Annotated in this window: 17 protein-coding genes; 10 read left to right on the top strand and 7 right to left on the bottom strand. The window is 54.5% G+C overall.

Annotation, left to right across the window (positions count from 1 at the left end; genetic code table 11):
• Positions 1-75: 75 nt before the first annotated feature.
• Positions 76-1,185, top strand: a complete 1,110-nt coding sequence (locus NR201_RS05270) for a YcbX family protein (protein WP_033771293.1) — start codon at positions 76-78, stop codon at positions 1,183-1,185.
• Here the strand turns inward: NR201_RS05270 and NR201_RS05265 are convergent, their stop codons facing one another.
• The 4 genes from NR201_RS05265 to NR201_RS05250 form a co-directional block, all read right to left on the bottom strand.
• The gene (locus tag NR201_RS05265) at positions 1,186-1,728 is read right to left on the bottom strand and encodes a cell division protein ZapC (RefSeq protein WP_033757182.1); all 543 of its coding nucleotides are present in this window, start codon (positions 1,726-1,728) and stop codon (positions 1,186-1,188) included.
• A gap of 153 nt (positions 1,729-1,881) precedes the next feature.
• Positions 1,882-2,892 carry a quinone-dependent dihydroorotate dehydrogenase gene (pyrD, locus tag NR201_RS05260; protein WP_010255000.1) on the bottom strand — a complete coding sequence of 337 codons (1,011 nt, stop codon included), beginning with the start codon at positions 2,890-2,892 and terminating at the stop codon, positions 1,882-1,884.
• 134 nt (positions 2,893-3,026) lie between these two features.
• Entirely contained in the window at positions 3,027-4,328 is a 1,302-nt protein-coding gene (locus NR201_RS05255) for a flippase (RefSeq protein ID WP_052270876.1), read from the bottom strand.
• An 83-nt stretch (positions 4,329-4,411) separates the two neighbouring features.
• Positions 4,412-5,392, bottom strand: a complete 981-nt coding sequence (locus tag NR201_RS05250; RefSeq protein WP_256849443.1) for a glycosyltransferase — start codon at positions 5,390-5,392, stop codon at positions 4,412-4,414.
• 748 nt (positions 5,393-6,140) lie between these two features.
• Between NR201_RS05250 and ssuE the strand changes: the two genes are divergently transcribed.
• The 5 genes from ssuE to ssuB are packed head-to-tail and all read left to right on the top strand — an operon-like array spanning position 6,141 to position 10,402.
• The gene (gene ssuE, locus NR201_RS05245; RefSeq protein WP_010254991.1) at positions 6,141-6,692 is read left to right on the top strand and encodes an NADPH-dependent FMN reductase; all 552 of its coding nucleotides are present in this window, start codon (positions 6,141-6,143) and stop codon (positions 6,690-6,692) included.
• 11 nt (positions 6,693-6,703) lie between these two features.
• Positions 6,704-7,657, top strand: a complete 954-nt coding sequence (locus NR201_RS05240) for a sulfonate ABC transporter substrate-binding protein (protein ID WP_249406198.1) — start codon at positions 6,704-6,706, stop codon at positions 7,655-7,657.
• Between the two features lie 9 nt (positions 7,658-7,666).
• Positions 7,667-8,815: an FMNH2-dependent alkanesulfonate monooxygenase gene (ssuD, locus tag NR201_RS05235; RefSeq protein ID WP_022625932.1), complete on the top strand. Its 1,149-nt coding sequence runs from the start codon at positions 7,667-7,669 to the stop codon at positions 8,813-8,815.
• A 10-nt stretch (positions 8,816-8,825) separates the two neighbouring features.
• Positions 8,826-9,617, top strand: a complete 792-nt coding sequence (ssuC, locus tag NR201_RS05230; RefSeq protein ID WP_010254987.1) for an aliphatic sulfonate ABC transporter permease SsuC — start codon at positions 8,826-8,828, stop codon at positions 9,615-9,617.
• A complete protein-coding gene (gene ssuB / locus NR201_RS05225) occupies positions 9,614-10,402 on the top strand; it encodes an aliphatic sulfonates ABC transporter ATP-binding protein (protein ID WP_010254985.1) in 789 nt (262 codons plus the stop codon). Before ssuC ends, ssuB begins: the two co-directional genes overlap by 4 nt.
• Before the next feature lie 37 nt (positions 10,403-10,439).
• Here the strand turns inward: ssuB and pepN are convergent, their stop codons facing one another.
• Positions 10,440-13,055: an aminopeptidase N gene (gene pepN, locus NR201_RS05220; RefSeq protein WP_256849442.1), complete on the bottom strand. Its 2,616-nt coding sequence runs from the start codon at positions 13,053-13,055 to the stop codon at positions 10,440-10,442.
• Between the two features lie 243 nt (positions 13,056-13,298).
• Here pepN and pncB point away from each other — a divergent pair, with 243 nt between their 5' ends.
• From pncB to NR201_RS05200, 4 genes are all read left to right on the top strand, one after another.
• A complete protein-coding gene (gene pncB / locus NR201_RS05215) occupies positions 13,299-14,504 on the top strand; it encodes a nicotinate phosphoribosyltransferase (protein WP_010669771.1) in 1,206 nt (401 codons plus the stop codon).
• A gap of 157 nt (positions 14,505-14,661) precedes the next feature.
• Complete coding sequence (gene asnS / locus NR201_RS05210; RefSeq protein WP_010254981.1) at positions 14,662-16,062, top strand: asparagine--tRNA ligase; 1,401 nt, start codon at positions 14,662-14,664, stop codon at positions 16,060-16,062.
• Between the two features lie 301 nt (positions 16,063-16,363).
• Positions 16,364-17,524 (top strand): porin OmpF, encoded by a 1,161-nt coding sequence (gene ompF, locus NR201_RS05205; RefSeq protein ID WP_039387579.1) that lies wholly within the window; start codon positions 16,364-16,366, stop codon positions 17,522-17,524.
• A 233-nt stretch (positions 17,525-17,757) separates the two neighbouring features.
• Positions 17,758-18,948 carry an amino acid aminotransferase gene (locus tag NR201_RS05200; RefSeq protein WP_256849441.1) on the top strand — a complete coding sequence of 397 codons (1,191 nt, stop codon included), beginning with the start codon at positions 17,758-17,760 and terminating at the stop codon, positions 18,946-18,948.
• Between the two features lie 42 nt (positions 18,949-18,990).
• On the opposite strand, the gene NR201_RS05195 is transcribed toward NR201_RS05200, so the two are convergent.
• Both NR201_RS05195 and NR201_RS05190 read right to left on the bottom strand, forming a co-directional pair.
• Positions 18,991-19,620, bottom strand: coding sequence for an MBL fold metallo-hydrolase (locus NR201_RS05195; protein ID WP_010669767.1), 630 nt, complete (start codon positions 19,618-19,620; stop codon positions 18,991-18,993).
• Positions 19,621-19,659: 39 nt separating this feature from the next.
• Positions 19,660-20,208, bottom strand: coding sequence for a YcbK family protein (locus NR201_RS05190; RefSeq protein ID WP_010254972.1), 549 nt, complete (start codon positions 20,206-20,208; stop codon positions 19,660-19,662).
• Positions 20,209-20,287 lie beyond the last annotated feature (79 nt).

Below are 20,287 nucleotides of genomic sequence, written 5' to 3'. Positions count from 1 at the left end.
CATTATAGCGAATCGGAGACCTATGTCATAAAGTTAGCTTCTTTTGTGCTGCGCGTCGGGTTCAAGGAGAACACCATGATCACGCTTTCCCGCTTATTTATTCATCCTGTGAAGTCGATGCGGGGATTAGCGCTGTCACACGCGCTGGTCACTGACAGCGGACTGGCATTTGATCGTCTGTTTATGGTGACCGAACCTGATGGCACCTTTATTACCGCGCGTCAGCACCCGGAGATGGTGCGCTTCACGCCCGCGATTTTACCGGATGGCCTGCTGCTGACGGCCCCGGATGGCAGTCACTCCCTGATCCGCTTCAGCGATTTCGATGAGCAGGATCACCCCACCGAAGTCTGGGGAAATCATTTCACCGCGCGCATAGCGCCGCGTGCGATTAACCAATGGCTGAGCCAGTTCTTCCCGCGTGAGGTTCAGTTGCGCTGGGTCGGGCCGCAACCCAGCCGCCGGGTTAAAGCGTTTAATCATATTCCGCTGAGCTTTGCCGACGGCTTTCCGTTTTTGCTGATCAACAACGCGTCGCTGCATGATCTGCAACAGCGCTGCCCGGCCAGCGTCCGTGCCGAACAGTTTCGTCCGAATCTGGTCGTCAGCGGCGCTGCCGCATGGGATGAAGACAGCTGGGCGGAGATTCAGATTGGCGACGTGATATTCGAGGTGCCTAAGCCATGCAGTCGCTGCGTGCTCACCACTGTCAGCACCGAAACCGGCGTTAAGCATCCTGCCGGTCATCCGCTGGCCACGCTGCAGACGTTCCGTACCGCCCTGGATGGCAGCGGGGATATTGATTTCGGTCTGAACTTAGTGGCGCGCAACAGCGGGGTGGTGCGCGCCGGTGATGAGATGATTGTCCTGAAACGTCATGCACCGCGCAGCTATGGTGCCGGTGAAGTGGTCGAAACACTGAAACCAAAGCAGCAGGCGCCAGATGCCGTGACTATCACGTTTCAGGGTCAGACGTTCACCGGGGATAATCAGCAGGTATTACTGGATCAGCTGGAGATGCAGGGCTTCCGGATCCCCTACTCCTGTCGGGCGGGACTGTGCGGCAGTTGCAAGCTGAGTCTGGTTGCGGGTGAGGTTAAGGCGCTGAAACAGAGCGCCCTGCGTCAGGACGGCACGCTGTTGAGCTGCAGCTGTATTCCGGCTGGCGATGTAGAACTGAGGTAGTCAGACTGCGCGGGCGTAGCGCGGCGCGACATCCTGATACAGGGGCTGCAGGCGATCGTTCATCACCTTAATAGCATCGCCGAGCACCATGTTTTTTCCGGCCAGCGTCAATCCCGGCTGCGCCAGCAGGCAGAGTGCCGCGTTATCGCCACTCTCAACCACCAGCAGGCGTGCCTGCGTTCCCTCTTCTGCCAGCGTAACCTGTACCATTTCACCGGGACGGGGCTGCATTGCCGGGGCATAAGAGGCAAAATGCCAGCTTTTCGGCATCAGTGGCTTGAGGAAGCGTGCAGCGACCAGCGCATTTAACACCAGTTCGGCGCGATGGCTGCCACTGAGTTTGCACTGACGGCAGGTCTCTTCAAAGGTGTAATAAAGGGCGGCGTCATCGACACAAAAACCCGATTCAGTGAAGGCATCCGGCGTGAGCATCTTGCGGGAATAACGGGAACGGAAAAGCATACCGTCTGCCAGGTCGAGCATCATTCGGTCGTGGCTGCTGTCAAAATACCAACGCCAGTTATCATCGGGTTTAATTTTCATCGTGTGCCCTGTATTTACCGCTGCGCCAAAAATCACGCAGAATTCAGCGAAAAAAGAAACATAAGGAAAAGCTGAAAAAGCGTGCAACAGGACAAAATATAAACGAGCCGAGGGGATAAATAAACCCCCCGGCCAATGATTGTGAGAATTGTCTTAGAGATGGGTGACGATATCTTTAATTAAGCCTGGCCCCTGATAAATAAAGCCTGAATAAATCTGAACCAGTGTTGCCCCGGCGGCGATTTTTTCACGCGCTGCCGTCAGAGAATCGATCCCGCCTACGCCAATAATCGGCAACCGTCCCTGCAGTTCCTGAGAGAGGCGCTGTATCACCGCCGTGCTGCGCGACTGCACTGGCCGTCCACTTAACCCACCCGCTTCCTCAGCATGCTTAAGACCGCTCACCAGTGAACGATCGAGCGTGGTATTGCTGGCAATCACGCCATCAATCTGATGACGAATTAAACTGTCCGCGACCTGAATTAACTCTTCTTCAGAGAGATCGGGCGCAATTTTTACGGCCAGCGGAACATATTTCAGATGACGCTGTTCCAGCTCTTTTTGTTTCTGTTTGATGGAAGAAAGCAGATCATCCAGCGCCTCGCCATATTGCAGCGAACGTAAACCTGGGGTGTTAGGTGAGGAAATATTGATGGCGATATAACCGGCGTGGGCATAAACCTTTTCCATGCAGATGAGATAATCATCTTTTCCCTGCTCGACCGGCGTATCTTTATTTTTACCGATATTGATCCCCAGCACGCCGTTAAAGCGCGCTTTCTTCACGTTTTCAACCAGGTGATCAACACCCAGATTATTAAACCCCATCCGATTGATAATTCCGCCCGCTTCCACCAGACGAAACATGCGTGGCTTATCGTTCCCCGCCTGGGCGCGCGGCGTGACGGTGCCGACTTCAACAAAGCCAAAGCCCATCGCCGCAAACGCATCAATACACTCTGCGTTCTTATCCAGACCCGCCGCCAGGCCCAGGGCATTCTTAAAGGTCAGTCCCATACAGGTGACCGGACGCGACGGCAGATTCTGGCGATAAAACATCTCCAGTGGGGTGCCGTTCATAAAACGCAGTTGCTGAAAAGTGAGTTCGTGTGCGCGTTCGGGATCAAGTTTAAACAGCGCCGGTCGGACGATAGGATAAAACATGCACTCTCCTGAAGGACGGAAGCGATCGTGAAAGTCGGTGCACGGGAAATTGTGCGCCAGAATGGTAAAGTGCTCTGGCGCAAAAGTAAATCGAACAGCGGGGATGCATAAAACTATCTGAAAATGCTTTGATCTTACGCGGCGGAATCGTTTACGGGGTGATTTTTCACCTCAGAGGGAAACAGATATTCCCGCAGGATGCCGTGACGTTGCATGATGCCAAAAATACCGAGACAGACGAACGCTTCAGCCCCGACCATCGACCATGCGGCACCGATTGCGCCAAACTTCCACGCCAGGAAACAGCAGAGCGGCACGTTAACCACACCAGCGGCCATCATCACCCACATACGCTGGCGGGCCAGACCATGTGGGATCAGAATCTGTAATCCAGCCGGGTAGGCAATGTTGCCAAACAGGAAGCAGAGCACAAAGACGCGCAGCACATCCGCTGACTGGATAAAGTCTTTACCCAGCAATATTGAGACCACCAGGTCAGCAAAGAACCAGGTGAAGATTACAATCGACAGACTCAGGGAAAACGACAGCAGCAGGCTTTTGCGTGTCGCGGCAATCGCGGCCCGTTTATCCCGGCCGAACAGGTGGCTGACGCGCGGGAAGAAGGCGCTGCCGATCTGCTCCGGCACAGAGTTGGCCGCTTTACGCAGGCGATCGGCGCCGTTGTAGATCCCGACCATATAAGTAGAAGCAAAGGTGGCGAGAATCACCACGTTGACGCTGTTGAAAAGGTTAGCGCCGGCAATGGCGATAAATACATCCATGCTGTCGGTGATGCGCTGTTTGATTTCGCGTGGTTCAAAGCGATAGCGGCCTATGACTTTCATCTCCAGCACAAACTTCAGCGTAATCGCCGCGCTGATAATGGAGACCGCGCCAGGGATCAGGGCAGCCAGCCAGGTATCCTGCGGAGATTTCACCAGCAAAAAGGTCAGCGGAATCGCACAGAAGTTACCGAAGGTGGCGATCATCGCCGTCTTACCCAGCTTCTCAAAGCCCTGCATCAGCCAGCCGAATGAAAACAGCGAGCCGACCAGCGTGGTGCAGTTCGCCAGAATGATGAAGAACAGAGGGTGCCAGGAGGGATTGAACCAGGTCGCGGTCAGCAGCGTGCCGCTGGTGACCACCAGCAGCATCAGCTTGGCGTTAAACGTTGACCAGAAGAGCTGGCTGACGCGTTCTTTGTCATCACGATGGTGAGCAATATCTTTGGTGGTAAAGACATTGAATCCCCAGTCGGAGATGGTGCTGCAATAAAGCACGCAGGCGATCGCCAGCGCCAGCGTACCCATCTGCTCTACACCCAGAACGCGGGCAAGATAGGGCAGCGTGGCCAGCGGAAACAGAAACGATGCGCCACGGTAAGCCAGCAGCGAGAAAATATTAATAACCAGACTTTTATCGAGTACTTTTGCCATGTCGCAACAACCTTATACACATTGCATGTCTCACCTTCTCATTTCGCTAAGGCATAAACAATATCGCTAAACATTTTTCAGAATCAGGCTGCGCGCTTGAGCTCTTTTTTAACCTTGTAGTGCTGCAGCGCAATAAAGAGCTCCGGGCGATTAAACAACAACCACTCTTTAAGATTTTCTGATTTTACATTACGACCCATAAAGCGAATGGCATTACAGACATATTCCGGCACCGGCGTTTTATTATAGAGAGACAAATAGATCATCAGACGGAACGAATGAAGTAAATAAGACTTTTCCAGCGAACTACGCCAGGCTGATTTAGGGAGCGAACTGATTAACGTATTATAAGCATGCATAAAAGCGTCATAGCGCTGATAGAAAAACTCATTGCCTTTGGTACTGTTGGTCAGTGAACCACTGCGGATGCGCTGCTTATAATAGACCTGACGGCTGACCCATGCGTGCTGGCATTTCATAAACACGGAGAGCGTAAAGTTGTGGTCTTCATGAACCCGACGTACAAAGCGCAACTTATGCTGTTCAATGACGCTTTTTCTTAAGGCGTAATTCCAGACGGCAGAGGTATATCTGCCATTACGCAGCAGGCGCAGAAAGACCTCCTGTGGTTTCTGCTGGCCAAACTGGTCATGCTTCACTTTTGGCGAGGTGATATCAATGTGGCCATCTTCATAGACGCAGGAGTTAAAACAGAAAAGATCCGTTTCAGGATGCTTCTCCGCCACCATTGCCAGCTCAGTGACGAGGCCATCAACCACGACATCATCCGGGTCACAGAAAAAGAGAAACTGACCCTTTGCCAGTGCAATGCCGGTGTCCCGTGCATTGCCGAGGCCGCCATTTTCAATGGTGATCACTTTCACCTGGGAAAGATGCGCATAATTCTGTTCAATTAAGGCTAATGTTCCATCAGTAGATCCATCATTCACAATGATTATTTCATTGGGCGCTTTAACCTGGCGTAATAACGAATCGACGCACTCTACAATATATTTCTCAACATTGTAGGTTGGAATAATAACGGATAACAGGATGTCAGACATATGCAATTCTCTGCTGTTAGAAAATGACAATACGATTCACCTGCCTGATGCAGGTTCTGACCAGAGGCGAAACGTCGAAAAGAGTAAGGCGCGATTATTATGATTGCTTTCATTGAGCCCGATTATCTTAAACCTGTAATGCGAAAAAAGACCAGCCGTAAAAATCATCTTAATGTTTCATGTGAGCATCACTCTTAACGAAAGTGCATCTATAGCCCGCAGTAATGTTAAAACCGTTGAGGATCGATTTAAATTAGCCCTGCAAAGCAGACGTAACCAGATTCAGAAATCTGTAAGCGAACATCTGAAACGATGAATAAGTTCAGCATTCCTTCATTATTATTACAGTTTGCTTTCTGCGATAAATCTTAATCTTTGGCAGAGGCTGCCGCAGATAAGCTGATTCTGTGCTGCTTCGCAGCGCTATTTTGTCAGCCGTTGCGCTTTATGGTCGCGCCACTCTCAGAAAAAATGATTAAGCAATCAGACGAAAGATATTTTTTCTGCTCAACCGACACATTTTGACGATCTCGTATCATGCCCCTTAATGAATTGTTCCGCTGTCAGCGCTTAATTTAAGAATTATCGGAAGCGGCGATGCTGACATCTGTCGCAACGCCTTCTATTTGCAGATTTCACCCTTACTTTGCCGGATAAATCATTTAAGCCCACTCCCCTGCTCTGACAGTATGAAGGCATAAGTTCTCAACATTTGATAATCAATAACTTTTAGTTATAAGGAGTGATGATGCGAGTTATTACGCTGGCAGGCAGCCCACGATTCCCCTCCCGCTCAACCTCACTGCTGACGCTGTGTCAGCACAAGCTGGAGGCGCGTGGTATTGAAGTCATTCCGTGGAATATTCACAACTTTCAGCCTGACGATTTAATCAATGCGCGTTTTGATGCACCTGCGCTTCTCGCCCTGCGTGACGATCTGGCTTCGGCTGATGGACTGATTATTGCGACACCTATCTATAAAGCGTCGTTTTCGGGTGCGCTGAAGACGCTGCTCGATCTGCTGCCTGAACGCGCACTGGAACACAAAGTCGTTTTACCGCTGGCCAGCGGCGGCAGTGCCGGTCATATGCTGGCGCTGGACTACGCCCTGAAGCCGGTGCTCAACGCCTTAAAGGCGCAGGAGATCCTGCATGGTGTTTATGCCGAGGATCATCAGATCAGTCATTACGACCGTCAGCCCGAACTGCAGGATTCACTGTCACAGCGCCTGGATGAGGCCGTCTCCGCCTTCTGGCTGGCACTGACCCGTCACCACCATCCCGTTGCGCAAGCGGTATAAGGAAGCGATCGATGAAGCTGAGATTAGGAAAGTGGCTGGTGGCCGGACTTCTGCTGGCCGGCCTTCAGGTACAGGCCGCCGAATCCGATCCGTCTGAGATTCGCATCGGCTATCAAAAAGGTTCGGTCAGCATGGTGCTGGCGAAGTCACATCAGTTACTGGAGAAGCGTTTTCCCCATACCCGGATTAAGTGGATCGAGTTTCCTGCAGGCCCACAAATGCTGGAAGCGCTGAATATCAACAGTATCGACCTGGGCAGTACCGGTGATCTTCCCCCGCTGTTTGCCCAGGCCGCGGGCGCGGATCTGCTCTATGTCGGCGCGGAGCCGCCAAAACCCAAAGCGGAAGTGATTCTGGTGCCAAAAAGCAGCCCGCTGAAACAGGTTGCGGATCTGAAAGGCAAGAAAGTGGCTTTCCAGAAAGGCTCCAGCTCTCACAACTTACTGCTGCGCGCCTTACAGCAGGCGGGTCTGACCTTTAAAGACATCACGCCGGTCTATCTCACCCCCGCCGATGCGCGCGCCGCCTTCCAGCAGGGTGACGTTGATGCCTGGGCAATCTGGGACCCCTACTATTCATCGGTGATGCTGCAGGGGAATTCGCGCCTGCTGATTGATGGCAGCTCCCTTAACCTGACCGGCTCCTTCTATTTAGCGACGCGCAGCTACGCCGAGGCCCATGGCGCGTTTATTCAGCAGGTGCTCGACACCTTCAGCTCTGCTGACGCGCTGACAATCAGCCAGCGTCAGCAGAGCACCACGTTACTGGCACAGGCGATGGGCTTGCCCGAACCGGTTATCGCCAGCTACCTCAGCCATCGGCCACCCACCCGCATTTCGCCGGTCAGTGCCGAAACTGCCGCAGCTCAGCAGCGCACCGCTGACCTGTTCTATGCCAATCATCTCTTGCCAGTAAAAGTGACGATTCAGGATCGCATCTGGCATCCGCATACCGTGACGCAATAAGGAGCAACAATGAGCGTATCCATTTTCTGGTTCCTGCCGACGCATGGCGACGGTCACTATCTTGGTACCGCCGAAGGGGCGCGACCGGTTGATCACGCCTATCTGCAACAGGTGGCGCAGGCCGCTGACCGCCTCGGTTTTGGTGGCGTACTGATCCCGACCGGCCGCTCCTGTGAAGATGCCTGGCTGGTTGCCGCCTCGCTGATTCCGGTGACGCAGCGCCTGCGATTCCTGGTGGCGTTGCGTCCTGGGGTGATTTCACCAACCCAGGCAGCGCGTCAGGCCGCTACGCTGGACCGTCTTTCTAACGGACGTGCGCTGTTTAATCTGGTGACCGGCGGCGATCCGGAAGAGCTGGCTGGCGACGGTGTGTTCCTGGATCACCGCGAGCGTTACGCGGAATCCGCCGAGTTTACCCGCGTCTGGCGTCGGGTGCTGGAAGGCGAAACCGTCGATTATGAAGGCAAGCACGTGAAGGTACGCGGTGCGCGTCTGATGTTTAAACCGGTGCAGCAGCCTCGTCCCCCGCTGTGGTTTGGTGGCTCTTCTGAACCCGCCCAGGAGCTGGCGGCCGAACAGGTCGATGTCTACCTCACCTGGGGCGAACCCCCTGCGCAGGTTAAAGAGAAGATTGATCAGGTGCGTGCGAAAGCGGCTGCCCAGGGACGCACCGTCCGGTTCGGCATCCGTCTGCATGTGATCGTGCGTGAAACCAATGAAGAGGCCTGGCAGGCCGCAGACAAACTGATTGCCAATGTGGATGACGCCACCATCGCGAAAGCGCAGGCGGCGTTCCAGCGGGCAGATTCTGTGGGGCAGCGCCGGATGGCCGCACTCCATGGCGGTCGCCGCGACAAGCTCGAAATCAGCCCTAACCTGTGGGCAGGCGTCGGCCTGGTGCGCAGCGGAGCCGGGACCGCGCTGGTCGGCGATGGCCCGACCGTGGCCGCACGCATCAAAGAGTATGAAGCGCTGGGCATTGAGACCTTCATCCTGTCGGGTTATCCGCACCTGGAAGAGGCTTATCGCGTCGGCGAACTGCTGTTCCCGCATCTTGACCTGCAGGTTCCACTGGTGCCCCAGCCGCGCGTGGTTCAGGCACACGGTGAAGCGGTAGCCAACGATTTTACCCCTGAGAAAAAAGTCGCCCGGGGCTGAGGAGAGCATGATGACCAGAACCCGAAAACGCCTTGCTGATACTCTGGTGCCCTGGCTGCTGCCGACGCTGCTGGTCGTGGTGTGGCAGATTGCCTCGCAAACCGGCTGGTTGTCGACCCGTATTCTGCCCGCACCGGAGAAAATTGTGACCACCTTCTGGCAGCTGACCGCCAGTGGTGAACTCTGGCAGCATCTGGCGATCAGTAGCTGGCGGGCGCTGATCGGCTTCAGTATCGGCGGTTCTATCGGCCTGCTGCTCGGGCTGATTACCGGCACCTCCAGAACCGGTGAACGACTGCTGGATACCTCGGTACAGATGCTGCGCAATGTGCCGCATCTGGCGCTGATCCCGCTGGTAATCCTCTGGTTCGGTATTGATGAGTCCGCCAAGATCTTTCTGGTGGCGCTGGGGACGCTGTTCCCGATCTACCTGAATACTTATCACGGCATCCGCAACATCGATCGCGGGCTGGTTGAGATGGCGCGCAGCTATGGCCTTTCCGGCTGGAGCCTGTTTATTCAGGTGATCCTGCCCGGCGCGCTGCCCAATATTATGGTCGGCGTGCGTTTCGCGCTGGGTCTGATGTGGCTGACGCTGATAGTCGCAGAGACCATCTCTGCCAACGCGGGTATCGGCTATCTGGCCATGAACGCGCGTGAATTCCTGCAGACCGATGTGGTGGTGGTCGCCATTATTCTTTACGCCCTGCTCGGCAAACTGGCGGATGTCGCCGCGTTGTTGCTTGAACGTGTCTGGCTGCGCTGGCATCCCGCTTATCAACTGAAGGAGGAGAACGCATGAGCCAGACTCTCTCACCGGCGCGCCTCAACACCGGTACCCCGGTTGGCGTTAACGGCGTCAGCAAACAGTATGGCAGCCGCACCATTCTCAATAAGATTGACCTGCATATTCCCTCAGGTCAGTTTGTGGCGGTGGTGGGTCGCAGCGGCTGTGGCAAAAGCACGCTGCTGCGCCTGCTGGCCGGTCTCGAACAGAGCTCCAGCGGTGAACTGCTGGCAGGCAATGCGCCGCTGCAGTCGGCTCGTGAAGATACCCGCCTGATGTTTCAGGATGCGCGACTGCTGCCGTGGAAAAAAGTGATCGATAACGTCGGACTGGGTCTGCGCGGACGCGAATGGCGCAGCGCGGCGCTGGATGCGCTGGCGGCGGTAGGCCTCGCCGATCGGGCTGATGAGTGGCCAGCCGCCCTCTCCGGCGGCCAGAAACAGCGCGTCGCACTGGCCAGAGCGCTGATCCACCGGCCCGGTTTACTGCTGCTGGATGAACCGCTGGGGGCGCTGGATGCCCTGACCCGCATTGAGATGCAGGGATTGATTGAGTCACTGTGGCAGCAGCATCACTTTACCGTGCTGCTGGTCACGCATGATGTCAGTGAAGCGGTGGTGATGGCAGATCGCGTGCTGTTGATCGAAGAGGGTCAGATCGGGCTGGATCTGCTGGTGGATCTGCCTCGTCCTCGCCGTCGCGGATCGGCGCGGCTGGCCGAGCTGGAAGCGGAGGTACTGGATCGGGTCATGCAGCGTACGGAACGACCGCAGCCGGTTCGTTACGCGCAGCAGCGCTAAAAAAGGGGAGTGTCTCAGACACTCCCCTTTTTAATTATCAGGCGTTCAGTGCCCGGGTAATTTTCTCGTAGAGGTCGCCAGAAAGTTTATCCAGCTCCAGCAGCTGCTCCAGCGCCTGGCGCATCATCGCCTGACGGCCTTCGTCATAACGTTTCAGGCGAATCAGCGGCTCCACCATCCGTGCCGCAACCTGCGGATTGCGGGTGTTAAGGTCGGTAAGCATCTCCACCAGGAACTTGTACCCGCTGCCATCTTTAGCATGGAAGGCGGCCGGGTTAGCCGAGGCAAAGGCACCCACCAGCGAGCGAACGCGGTTCGGATTACTCATGGTGAAGGAGCGATGATTCAGAAGCTGACGCACATTGCGCATCACGTTAGCGGCCGGACTGGTCGCCTGCAGCACAAACCATTTGTCCATCACCAGACCATCCTGATGCCAGCGCTCATCGTAAGCTGCCAGCAGCGCATCACGGCACGGTAACTGTGCCGCAACAGCAGCAGAAAGCGCCGCCAGCGCATCGGTCATGTTGGTCGCCTGGTGATACTGGGTCTGCACCAGTTTATCCGCCAGCTGCGCATCGCTGAAGGCGAGATAGGTCAGGCAGATATTTTTCAGGCTGCGCTGACCAATCGCGTCATGCTCCACGCGGTATTCAGGCTGCTGATTGGCGTTGTAGATCGCAAAAAACTCATCGGCCAGTTCGCGTGCCAGCGTGCGTTGCAGCGCGTCACGCACCAGCGCAATTGCCTGCGGATCGATAGTATCAAACAGCTCGGCAATCTCATTTTCCGACGGCAGCGTCAGAATCAGCGCGGTCAGTGCCGGGTCGCAGTCGGTATCCAGCAGCACCGCGCGGAAGGCGTCGGCGACATGCAGCGGCAGTGACAGATGCTGGCCCTGCTGATAGCGGGCGACATTCAGACGGATATAGGTCGCCAGCAGGCTCTGAGCCGCATCCCAGCGGGAGAAGTCGTTGCGTGCATGACGCATCAGGAAGGTGAGCTGAGCATCACTCCATTTGTAATCAAGCTTCACCGGAGCAGAGAATTCGCGCAGCAGCGACGGCACTGGCTGGAAGTAGACATTATCGAAAATAAAGGTCTGGAACTCCTCGGTAACATTCAGCACATGATGTACCGGATGACCATTATTCTGCAGCGGGATCACCTTGCCTTCGCCATCGTAGAGTTCAATATCCAGCGGGATATGCAGCGGCAGCTTCTCTTTCTGATCGGCAGTCGCAGGCGTGTGCTGCGTGACGTGCAGCGTATACTGCTCCAGCTCCGGGTTGTAATCGTCGCGCACCGTCAGCACTGGCGTACCGGACTGGCTGTACCAGCGGCGGAACTGCGACAGGTCAACATTCGAGGCATCTTCCATCGCCTGAACAAAATCATCACAGGTGGCGGCGCTGCCGTCGTGACGATCAAAATAGAGCTTCATGCCCTTCTGGAAATTCTCTTCACCCAGCAGGGTGTGCATCATACGGATCACTTCTGACCCTTTTTCATACACCGTCAGGGTATAGAAGTTGTTCATCTCGATGACCTGATCCGGACGGATCGGGTGTGCCATCGGGCTGGCATCTTCGGCGAACTGCGCACCGCGTACGATACGCACGTTATCAATGCGATTCACCGCGCGTGAACCCAGATCAGAGCTGAACTCCTGATCGCGGAACACCGTCAGTCCCTCTTTCAGGCTGAGCTGGAACCAGTCGCGGCAGGTCACACGGTTACCGGTCCAGTTATGGAAATATTCGTGACCGATAACCGCTTCAATGCCCAGGTAATCTTTGTCCGTCGCCGTTTCCGCTTTAGCCAGCACATATTTGGCATTGAAGACGTTAAGGCCTTTGTTCTCCATGGCGCCCATGTTGAAGAAGTCCACCGCCACGATCATAAAGATGTCGAGGTCATACTCCAGACCGAAACGCTCTTCATCCCACTTCATGCTGTTTTTCAGCGACGTCATCGCCCAGTCGGCACGGTCGAGGTTACCGCGATCGACGAAGATCTCCAGCGCCACATCACGTCCTGAACGGGTAGTGAAGCTGTCGCGCAGCACGTCGAAATCGCCCGCCACCAGCGCAAACAGGTAGCAGGGTTTCGGGAACGGATCCTGCCACTTCACCCAGCTGCGACCCTGCTCATCCCGGCCGCTATCAATCCGGTTACCGTTGGAGAGCAGGAATGGATAGCGCTCACCATCGGCATAAATGGTGGTGGTAAAGCGCGCCAGCACGTCGGGGCGATCGAGATACCAGGTAATATGACGAAAGCCTTCAGCCTCACATTGGGTGCAGAGCGCCTCGCCCGATTTATACAGCCCTTCCAGCGCGGTGTTCTGATCCGGGTGAATATCGTTAATAATTTTCAGGGTGAAGCTTTCCGGCAGCTGGCTGATGACCAGTGCGCCCTCTTCTTCACGGAAGGCCGTCCAGGCTTGCCCGTCAACCTCCAGCGCAATCAGCGTTAACGCTTCGCCGTCCAGTCGCAGCTCAGCCTTGCTGTCGCCCAGCCGTTTAACCTGGCTGATGGCCGTTACGCGGGTGGTGGACGCATCCAGTTCAAAAGTTAAATCGATATCGGTGATGGTGTACTCAGGCGCACGGTAGTCGTGGCGATACTTGATTTGGGGCTGTTGCGTCATATTGCGTCTCGCGTTGTTATAAGTTTACCGGCAAAGTCTAAGCTTGTTACTACAAGCTTGCCACGCACAATGCACCTAAAGGGTGAGATGGCTACACTTTGTTAACAATGGCACAGATTGGCCTCGACCCGCCCGACTGAAATATGCTGTGATCGGCTTCAGATAGTGAATTATACTTTTGCGTCTTTATGACTGTGTACAACACCGGGCTCTGCGCCACCGAACAGGATGCTGAAACGCGCCATGACAGGACATGCTTCCCCGATACTGACCTCGCTGCTGGATACGGACGCCTATAAGCTCCATATGCAGCAGGCCGTTTTCCACCGCTATCATGACATAACGGTGGCGGCGGAGTTTCGCTGCCGCGGCGACGAACTGCTGGGTCTCTACGCTGACGAAATTCGTGACGCGATAACCGCAATGCAACACCTGGCGCTGACTGATGATGAAGCGACCTGGTTGTCTCACCTTCCCTTCTTCCGGCAGGATTACCTCAGCTGGTTACGCCAGTTCCGCTATAACCCGGATCAGGTTGAGGTGCGCAATCATCATGGCAAGCTGGAACTCCGTATTCAGGGGCCGTGGCGAGAAGTGATCATGTGGGAGGTGCCGCTGCTGGCGCTGATCAGTGAGATTGTGCATCGTCATCGCACGCCGCAGGTCACTACTCAGCAGGCACTTGACCACTTACATCAGAAACTCGGCGACTTTAAAGCCCAGGTGGCTGACCTTGATATGTCACGCTTCCGCCTGATGGATTTTGGCACCCGTCGTCGTTATTCGCAGGATGTGCAGCAGTCGATCGTCTCAACGCTGAAACAGGAATTTCCGTGGCTGATTGGCACCAGTAACTATGATCTGGCGCGCCGTCTGTCACTGACGCCGGTGGGAACACAGGCGCATGAGTGGTTCCAGGCCTTCCAGCAGATCAGTCCGGTACTGGCCAACAGCCAGCGCGCGGCGCTGCAGGCGTGGCTGGATGAGTATGACGATAAGCTGGGCATCGCCCTGACCGATTGCATCGCCATGGACGCATTCCTGCGCGATTTCGGCCCGGTGTTTGCCCGCCGCTACCAGGGACTGCGCCACGACTCCGGCGATCCGGTCGAATGGGGCGAGAAAGCCCTCGCCCACTACCAGAAGCTGGGTATCGATCCGCAAAGCAAACACCTGGTCTTTTCTGACAACTTAAATCTCGACAAAGCGCTGGCGCTGTACCGCCACTTTGGCCAGCGGACGAACGTGGTGTTCGGCATCGGTACCCGCCTCACCTGCGATATTCCGGGCGTGACGCCACTGAACATCGTTATCAAACTGGTGCAGTGCAATGGCAAGCCGGTGGCGAAACTCTCAGACAGCCCGGGCAAAACCATCTGCCAGGATAAAGCCTTTGTCAGAGCCCTGCGTAAAGCTTTTGATCTGCCGCTGGTAAAAAAAGCGAGTTAATCCTCTTCTTATCGGGGCGTTGATACGCCCCGCCTCTGCTGTAATAAATCTGCTTTCCCCCTGAATTTTGCTTGTTTCCTGAAGACTCGCAAGTAACATAGCAAAACCCCGGATGGGGCAACTTTTTTACTCACTTCTTCTATATAGAGAGATATTTATGAGCGTAGTGCCTGTAGCGGACGTACTGCACGGTCGCGTCGCGGTTGACAGTGAAGTCACCGTACGTGGTTGGGTGCGTACCCGAAGAGATTCCAAAGCCGGTCTTTCCTTCATCGCTGTCTATGACGGCTCCTGCTTTAATCCCGTTCAGGCTGTCGTCAATAATTCTCTGAATAATTATCAGGATGAAGTGCTGCGTCTGACCACGGGCTGTTCCGTTATCGTCACCGGTAAAGTGGTGGCCTCACCGGGTCAGGGCCAGGCGTTTGAGATTCAGGCGACCAGCCTGGAAGTCGTAGGCTGGGTGGAAGATCCCGACAGCTACCCGATGGCGGCGAAACGCCACAGTATCGAGTATCTGCGCGAAGTGGCTCACCTGCGTCCGCGCACCAACCTGATTGGCGCGGTCGCCCGCGTTCGCCACACCCTGGCGCAGGCGCTGCATCGCTTCTTCCATGAAAATGGCTATTTCTGGGTCTCGACGCCGCTGATTACCGCCTCCGATACCGAAGGTGCCGGCGAAATGTTCCGTGTCTCTACGCTGGATATGGAAAACCTGCCGCGTAACGATCAGGGCAAAGTTGACTTCAGCGAAGATTTCTTTGGTAAAGAGGCGTTCCTGACCGTTTCTGGTCAGCTGAATGGCGAAACCTATGCCAGCGCCCTGTCGAAGATCTACACCTTCGGTCCGACGTTCCGCGCAGAGAACTCCAACACCAGCCGCCATCTGGCGGAATTCTGGATGCTGGAGCCGGAAATCGCCTTTGCCTCACTGGATGATGCCGCTGCACTGGCCGAATCAATGCTGAAGTATGTCTTCAACGCGGTACTGGAAGAGCGTGCCGATGACATGGCCTTCTTTGCTGAGCGGGTAGATAAAGAGGCGGTTGAGCGTCTGCAGCGTTTCATCACCACCGATTTCGCGCAGGTGGATTACACCGATGCGGTTGAGATCCTGATGAACTGCGGTCAGACCTTCGAAAACCCGGTTTCCTGGGGTATTGACCTCTCCTCTGAGCATGAGCGTTACCTGGCGGAGAAACACTTTAAAGCACCGGTGGTGGTGAAAAACTATCCGAAAGACATTAAGGCGTTCTATATGCGCCTGAATGACGATGGCAAAACCGTGGCGGCGATGGATGTTCTGGCGCCAGGCATTGGTGAGATCATTGGCGGTTCACAGCGTGAAGAACGTCTGGATGTCCTGGATGCGCGTCTGGAAGAGATGGGGCTGAATAAAGAAGATTACTGGTGGTATCGTGACCTGCGTCGCTACGGTACCGTGCCACATTCTGGCTTTGGATTAGGCTTTGAACGTTTAATCGCCTATGTCACCGGCGTACAAAATGTCAGGGACGTAATCCCCTTCCCGCGCACCCCACGCAACGCGAGTTTCTGATATTCGGCATTAAATATAAGAAATTCATATATATAACGAGGTCGGCACTGCCGGCCTTTTTTTATTTTTGTAAATTTTGAGTTCTCTCACAAAGTTCCGTGTTTTTTACATTTTGTAATACATATTTTCTTACTGAAACAAGATTACGAGTTTAGTAGCATTTAAGCGCTAGAATTACGGCGGGTGGGATGGAAAGATGCGTGCAGACACAGGAAGACACCAAACTTCGTTCAGGGTTCCCGTAAAGGTTTCTTGACGGCAGTGGCAGGTGTACAAATAACTCCAATGAGGGTAATGAATAATGATGAAGCGCAATATTCTTGCAGTGGTTATCCCTGCTCTGTTAGCCGCCGGCGCAGCAAACGCTGCAGAAATCTATAACAAAGACGGCAACAAACTGGACCTGTACGGTAAAGCTGTTGGCCTGCATTACTTCTCTGATAACGACGGCAACGATGGCGACAATACTTACGTTCGCTTCGGCTTCAAGGGTGAAACTCAGATTAACGACCAGCTGACCGGTTACGGCCAGTGGGAATACAACGTTCAGGCGAACAACTCTGAAGGTTCTGACGCACAAGACGGCAACAAGACCCGTCTGGGCTTCGCCGGTCTGAAATTCGGTGATGCGGGCTCAATCGACTACGGCCGTAACTACGGTGTGGTTTATGATGCAATCGGCTGGACCGATATGCTGCCAGAGTTCGGTGGCGACTCAGGATACTCAGATAACTTCATGAATGGTCGTAGCACCGGCCTGCTGACTTATCGCAACACTAACTTCTTCGGCCTGGTTGATGGCTGGGACTTTGCTGCTCAGTATCAGGGCAAAAACGACCGTGATGAAATCCGTCGTGCTAACGGCGACGGCTGGGGCGTTTCAACCTCTTATACCTCACCAATCGGTCTGGGTATCGTAGGTGCTTATAGCAGCAGCGACCGTACTAATGCTCAGGCAGCAGGCGCACAGACAACTGTTACACCTAGCGAAGCTAATGGCGGCGGTGATGCAACTACCACTGTCACCGGCCAGGGTGCTGGTAAACGTGCTGAAAACTGGGCAACGGCAATCAAGTACGATGCAAACAACGTTTACCTGGCTGCAATGTACGGTGAAACTCGCAACTCAACACCAGTTACTGCTACCGGTACTCTGGCTAACGGTAACGCGTTCTCTACCACTGGCTTTGCAAACAAAGCACAGAACATTGAGCTGGTAGCACAGTATCAGTTCGACTTCGGTCTGCGTCCATCCATTGCTTATGTTCAGTCTAAAGGCAAGGATATCGAAGGCGTGGGCGATGCTGACCTGATCAAATATATTGATATCGGCGCGACTTACTACTTCAACAAAAACATGTCTACCTATGTGGACTATCAGATCAACCAGCTGGATGACAACAACCGTCTGAATCTGAACACTGATGACACTGTAGCAGTTGGCCTGGTTTACCAGTTCTAATCCTGCTTAAACATGTTGAAAAACGGGGCTACGGCCCCGTTTTTTTATGGCTGCTATTCCAAACAGGTGCGTTTTTCCTCGCGCCGTTACCCCGCTTTAATCACTACCTTTCCCCGTCGTGCAATCCACACTGCAAAATGTATGAATTTGTCTCGCAAACGGTTGGCATTTGTCTGGCCGGACGCTAACCTGAGAGCTCTTTTCGCTAAAGTTCACGCTAATGGACCTGACACATGTTTGAATCGATCTCTGCTGCACCCGCCGATCCTATTCTTGGGCTGGCCGATCTGTTTCGTGCTGACGACCGCCCGGAAAAAATCAATCTGGGCATTGGCGTCTATAAGGACGAAACCGGCAAGACCCCGGTGCTGACCAGTGTTAAAAAAGCTGAGCAATATCTGCTGGAAAATGAAACCACCAAAAACTATCTCAGTATTGATGGTCTGGCTGATTTTGCCCGTTGCACACAGGCCCTGCTGTTTGGCAACCAGAGCCCGCTAATCACCGCTGGCCGCGCTCGCACGGCTCAGACACCGGGTGGTACCGGCGCGCTACGCGTTGCAGCCGATTTCCTCGCCACGCAAACATCGGTGAAGCGGGTCTGGATCAGCAATCCAAGCTGGCCGAATCACAACAACGTGTTTAACGCTGCCGGTCTTGAGGTCTGTGAATACCACTATTACGACCCGGCAAACCATACGCTCGATTTCGATGGTATGCTGGCGTCACTGCAGCAGGTTCAGCCAGGCGACGTGGTGCTGTTCCACGGCTGCTGCCATAACCCGACCGGTATCGACCCGACCGCTGAGCAGTGGCAACAGCTGGCGCAGCTGTCACAGGCCAACGGCTGGCTGCCGTTGTTCGACTTCGCTTACCAGGGTTTTGCCCGTGGTCTGGAGGAAGATGCAGAAGGCCTGCGTATTTTTGCCGCCTCGCATCAGGAACTGATCGTCGCCAGCTCTTACTCCAAGAATTTCGGCCTGTATAACGAGCGTGTTGGTGCCATCACGCTGGTTGCCGCCGAAGCAAGCGTGGTTGATACCGCGTTCAGTCAGGTGAAGTACACCATTCGCGCGAACTACTCCAATCCGCCGGCACATGGTGCCGCCATCGTTGCCACCATTCTGGGCAACGATACCCTGCGTACCATCTGGGAGCAGGAGCTGTCGGACATGCGCCAGCGTATTCAGCGCATGCGCCAGCTCTTTGTAAACACGCTGGCGGACAAAGGCGCACAGCGCGACTTCAGCTTTATTATTAAGCAGAACGGCATGTTCTCATTCAGTGGCTTAACCAAAGAGCAGGTCATTCGCCTGCGTGAAGAGTTTGGCGTCTACGCGGTGAACTCAGGGCGGGTGAATGTGGCGGGCATGACGCCAGACAATATGTCGGCGCTCTGCGAAGCCATTGTCGCCGTGCTGTAAGCAGGATGACCGAATTGAAAAATGGGCCTGCTGGCCCATTTTTTATTGCAGGAAAGGATTGCTGATGCGTTCATGCCCCAGCGTAGAAATCGGGCCGTGACCGGGCAGAAAAGTGACATCATCGCCCAGCGGCAGCAGTTTCGTGCGGATAGCATTGATTAACTGCTGATGATCGCCCTGCGGGAAGTCTGTGCGTCCCACACCACCATTAAAAATCACGTCACCTGAAATCAGTAACCGTCCTGGCCGATCAAAGAACACCACGTGGCCAGGCGAATGGCCCGGACAATGCAGCACTTCCAGCGTGGTCAGCCCTACCTGTACGCTCTCCCCCTCTTCCAGCCAGCGATCTGGGGTAAAAGGCGCGCATTCATCAAGTCCGAACATCCGGCTCTGGGTAGGCAGCGCCTCCAGCCAGAATGCATCACGCTTTTGTGGTCCGACAATCGGAATCTGCCAGAAGGCAGCCAGCTCGACGGCAGCCCCGACGTGATCAAGGTGCCCATGGGTCAGCAGAATCCGGGAAGGTTTAAGCTGGCGTTGTTCCAGCGTCTCTTTGATCAGATCGGCATCGCCGCCTGGATCAACCAGCGCGGCTTCACGAGTGGACTCGCACCAGATAACTGAACAGTTCTGGGCAAACGCGGTAACAGGAATAATGTGGTAATTCATAACGCTCCATGACCGGCTCACGCAGCGTTGCCGGTGTCATTACCAGTGCCTGATCGGCCCGGTATCAATATGTACAAAGTTACTGCGGGGATAATATCCTACACCACCCGCACGCAGAGATAACGCCGCTTTGCGTACATTGGCCAGAGAAACCCCTTCGATATGGAAATCCATTGCCTGGCCTTTGGTGTGATAGCTGTGCTTTGCCACCCCAGGACCGCTCTCACGTAACATGTTGTTGGTTGCCAGTGAACGGTAGCCCGAAACCAGCTGTATCGGTTTACGCATTCCCAGCAGCGCCTGCAGCCGGAAGATTTGATCAAACAGGTGCGGATCGATGCTTTTCACTTTATTGGCGCGATAGTCACGGAAAAAGTGATTTAATCGTGACAACTCATCCTTGTCGTAACTCTTACCATTAAAAAACTCAGTTTTAAGGGTTTCACCGGTATGAAGATTATTAAGCATCAATACACGCGGGCGAGAGGTAGAAAGCGAGGCCCTTGCAGAAGCGGGTAATAATGCCAGACCGGCGGCGGCGCTACCGCACAGCAGTAGTTTGCGACGAAAAGAATCAATAGTAGACATGTAACGATTTACCTGAGAGTGAAGCCATAGAAATGTGCAAAAAGCGCACAGCCCGAACCATAACTTTCTCTCAGTAGAG

The sequence above is a fragment of the Pantoea sp. Fr-CA_6 genome (assembly GCF_024520895.1).
In the GTDB taxonomy this organism is placed as follows: domain Bacteria; phylum Pseudomonadota; class Gammaproteobacteria; order Enterobacterales; family Enterobacteriaceae; genus Pantoea; species Pantoea agglomerans.
Note: the sequence above shows the minus strand (reverse complement) of the source record. Positions and strands in the feature narration are given on the sequence as shown.

What these genes read in the sequence shown, in the direction of transcription:
- NR201_RS05270 (WP_033771293.1), top strand. Translation starts at nt 76, where the DNA reads ATGATCACGCTTTCCCGCTTATTTATTCATCCTGTGAAGTCGATGCGG.
- NR201_RS05265 (WP_033757182.1), bottom strand. Translation starts at nt 1,728, where the DNA reads ATGAAAATTAAACCCGATGATAACTGGCGTTGGTATTTTGACAGCAGC.
- pyrD (WP_010255000.1), bottom strand. Translation starts at nt 2,892, where the DNA reads ATGTTTTATCCTATCGTCCGACCGGCGCTGTTTAAACTTGATCCCGAA.
- NR201_RS05255 (WP_052270876.1), bottom strand. Translation starts at nt 4,328, where the DNA reads ATGGCAAAAGTACTCGATAAAAGTCTGGTTATTAATATTTTCTCGCTG.
- NR201_RS05250 (WP_256849443.1), bottom strand. Translation starts at nt 5,392, where the DNA reads ATGTCTGACATCCTGTTATCCGTTATTATTCCAACCTACAATGTTGAG.
- ssuE (WP_010254991.1), top strand. Translation starts at nt 6,141, where the DNA reads ATGCGAGTTATTACGCTGGCAGGCAGCCCACGATTCCCCTCCCGCTCA.
- NR201_RS05240 (WP_249406198.1), top strand. Translation starts at nt 6,704, where the DNA reads ATGAAGCTGAGATTAGGAAAGTGGCTGGTGGCCGGACTTCTGCTGGCC.
- ssuD (WP_022625932.1), top strand. Translation starts at nt 7,667, where the DNA reads ATGAGCGTATCCATTTTCTGGTTCCTGCCGACGCATGGCGACGGTCAC.
- ssuC (WP_010254987.1), top strand. Translation starts at nt 8,826, where the DNA reads ATGACCAGAACCCGAAAACGCCTTGCTGATACTCTGGTGCCCTGGCTG.
- ssuB (WP_010254985.1), top strand. Translation starts at nt 9,614, where the DNA reads ATGAGCCAGACTCTCTCACCGGCGCGCCTCAACACCGGTACCCCGGTT.
- pepN (WP_256849442.1), bottom strand. Translation starts at nt 13,055, where the DNA reads ATGACGCAACAGCCCCAAATCAAGTATCGCCACGACTACCGTGCGCCT.
- pncB (WP_010669771.1), top strand. Translation starts at nt 13,299, where the DNA reads ATGACAGGACATGCTTCCCCGATACTGACCTCGCTGCTGGATACGGAC.
- asnS (WP_010254981.1), top strand. Translation starts at nt 14,662, where the DNA reads ATGAGCGTAGTGCCTGTAGCGGACGTACTGCACGGTCGCGTCGCGGTT.
- ompF (WP_039387579.1), top strand. Translation starts at nt 16,364, where the DNA reads ATGATGAAGCGCAATATTCTTGCAGTGGTTATCCCTGCTCTGTTAGCC.
- NR201_RS05200 (WP_256849441.1), top strand. Translation starts at nt 17,758, where the DNA reads ATGTTTGAATCGATCTCTGCTGCACCCGCCGATCCTATTCTTGGGCTG.
- NR201_RS05195 (WP_010669767.1), bottom strand. Translation starts at nt 19,620, where the DNA reads ATGAATTACCACATTATTCCTGTTACCGCGTTTGCCCAGAACTGTTCA.
- NR201_RS05190 (WP_010254972.1), bottom strand. Translation starts at nt 20,208, where the DNA reads ATGTCTACTATTGATTCTTTTCGTCGCAAACTACTGCTGTGCGGTAGC.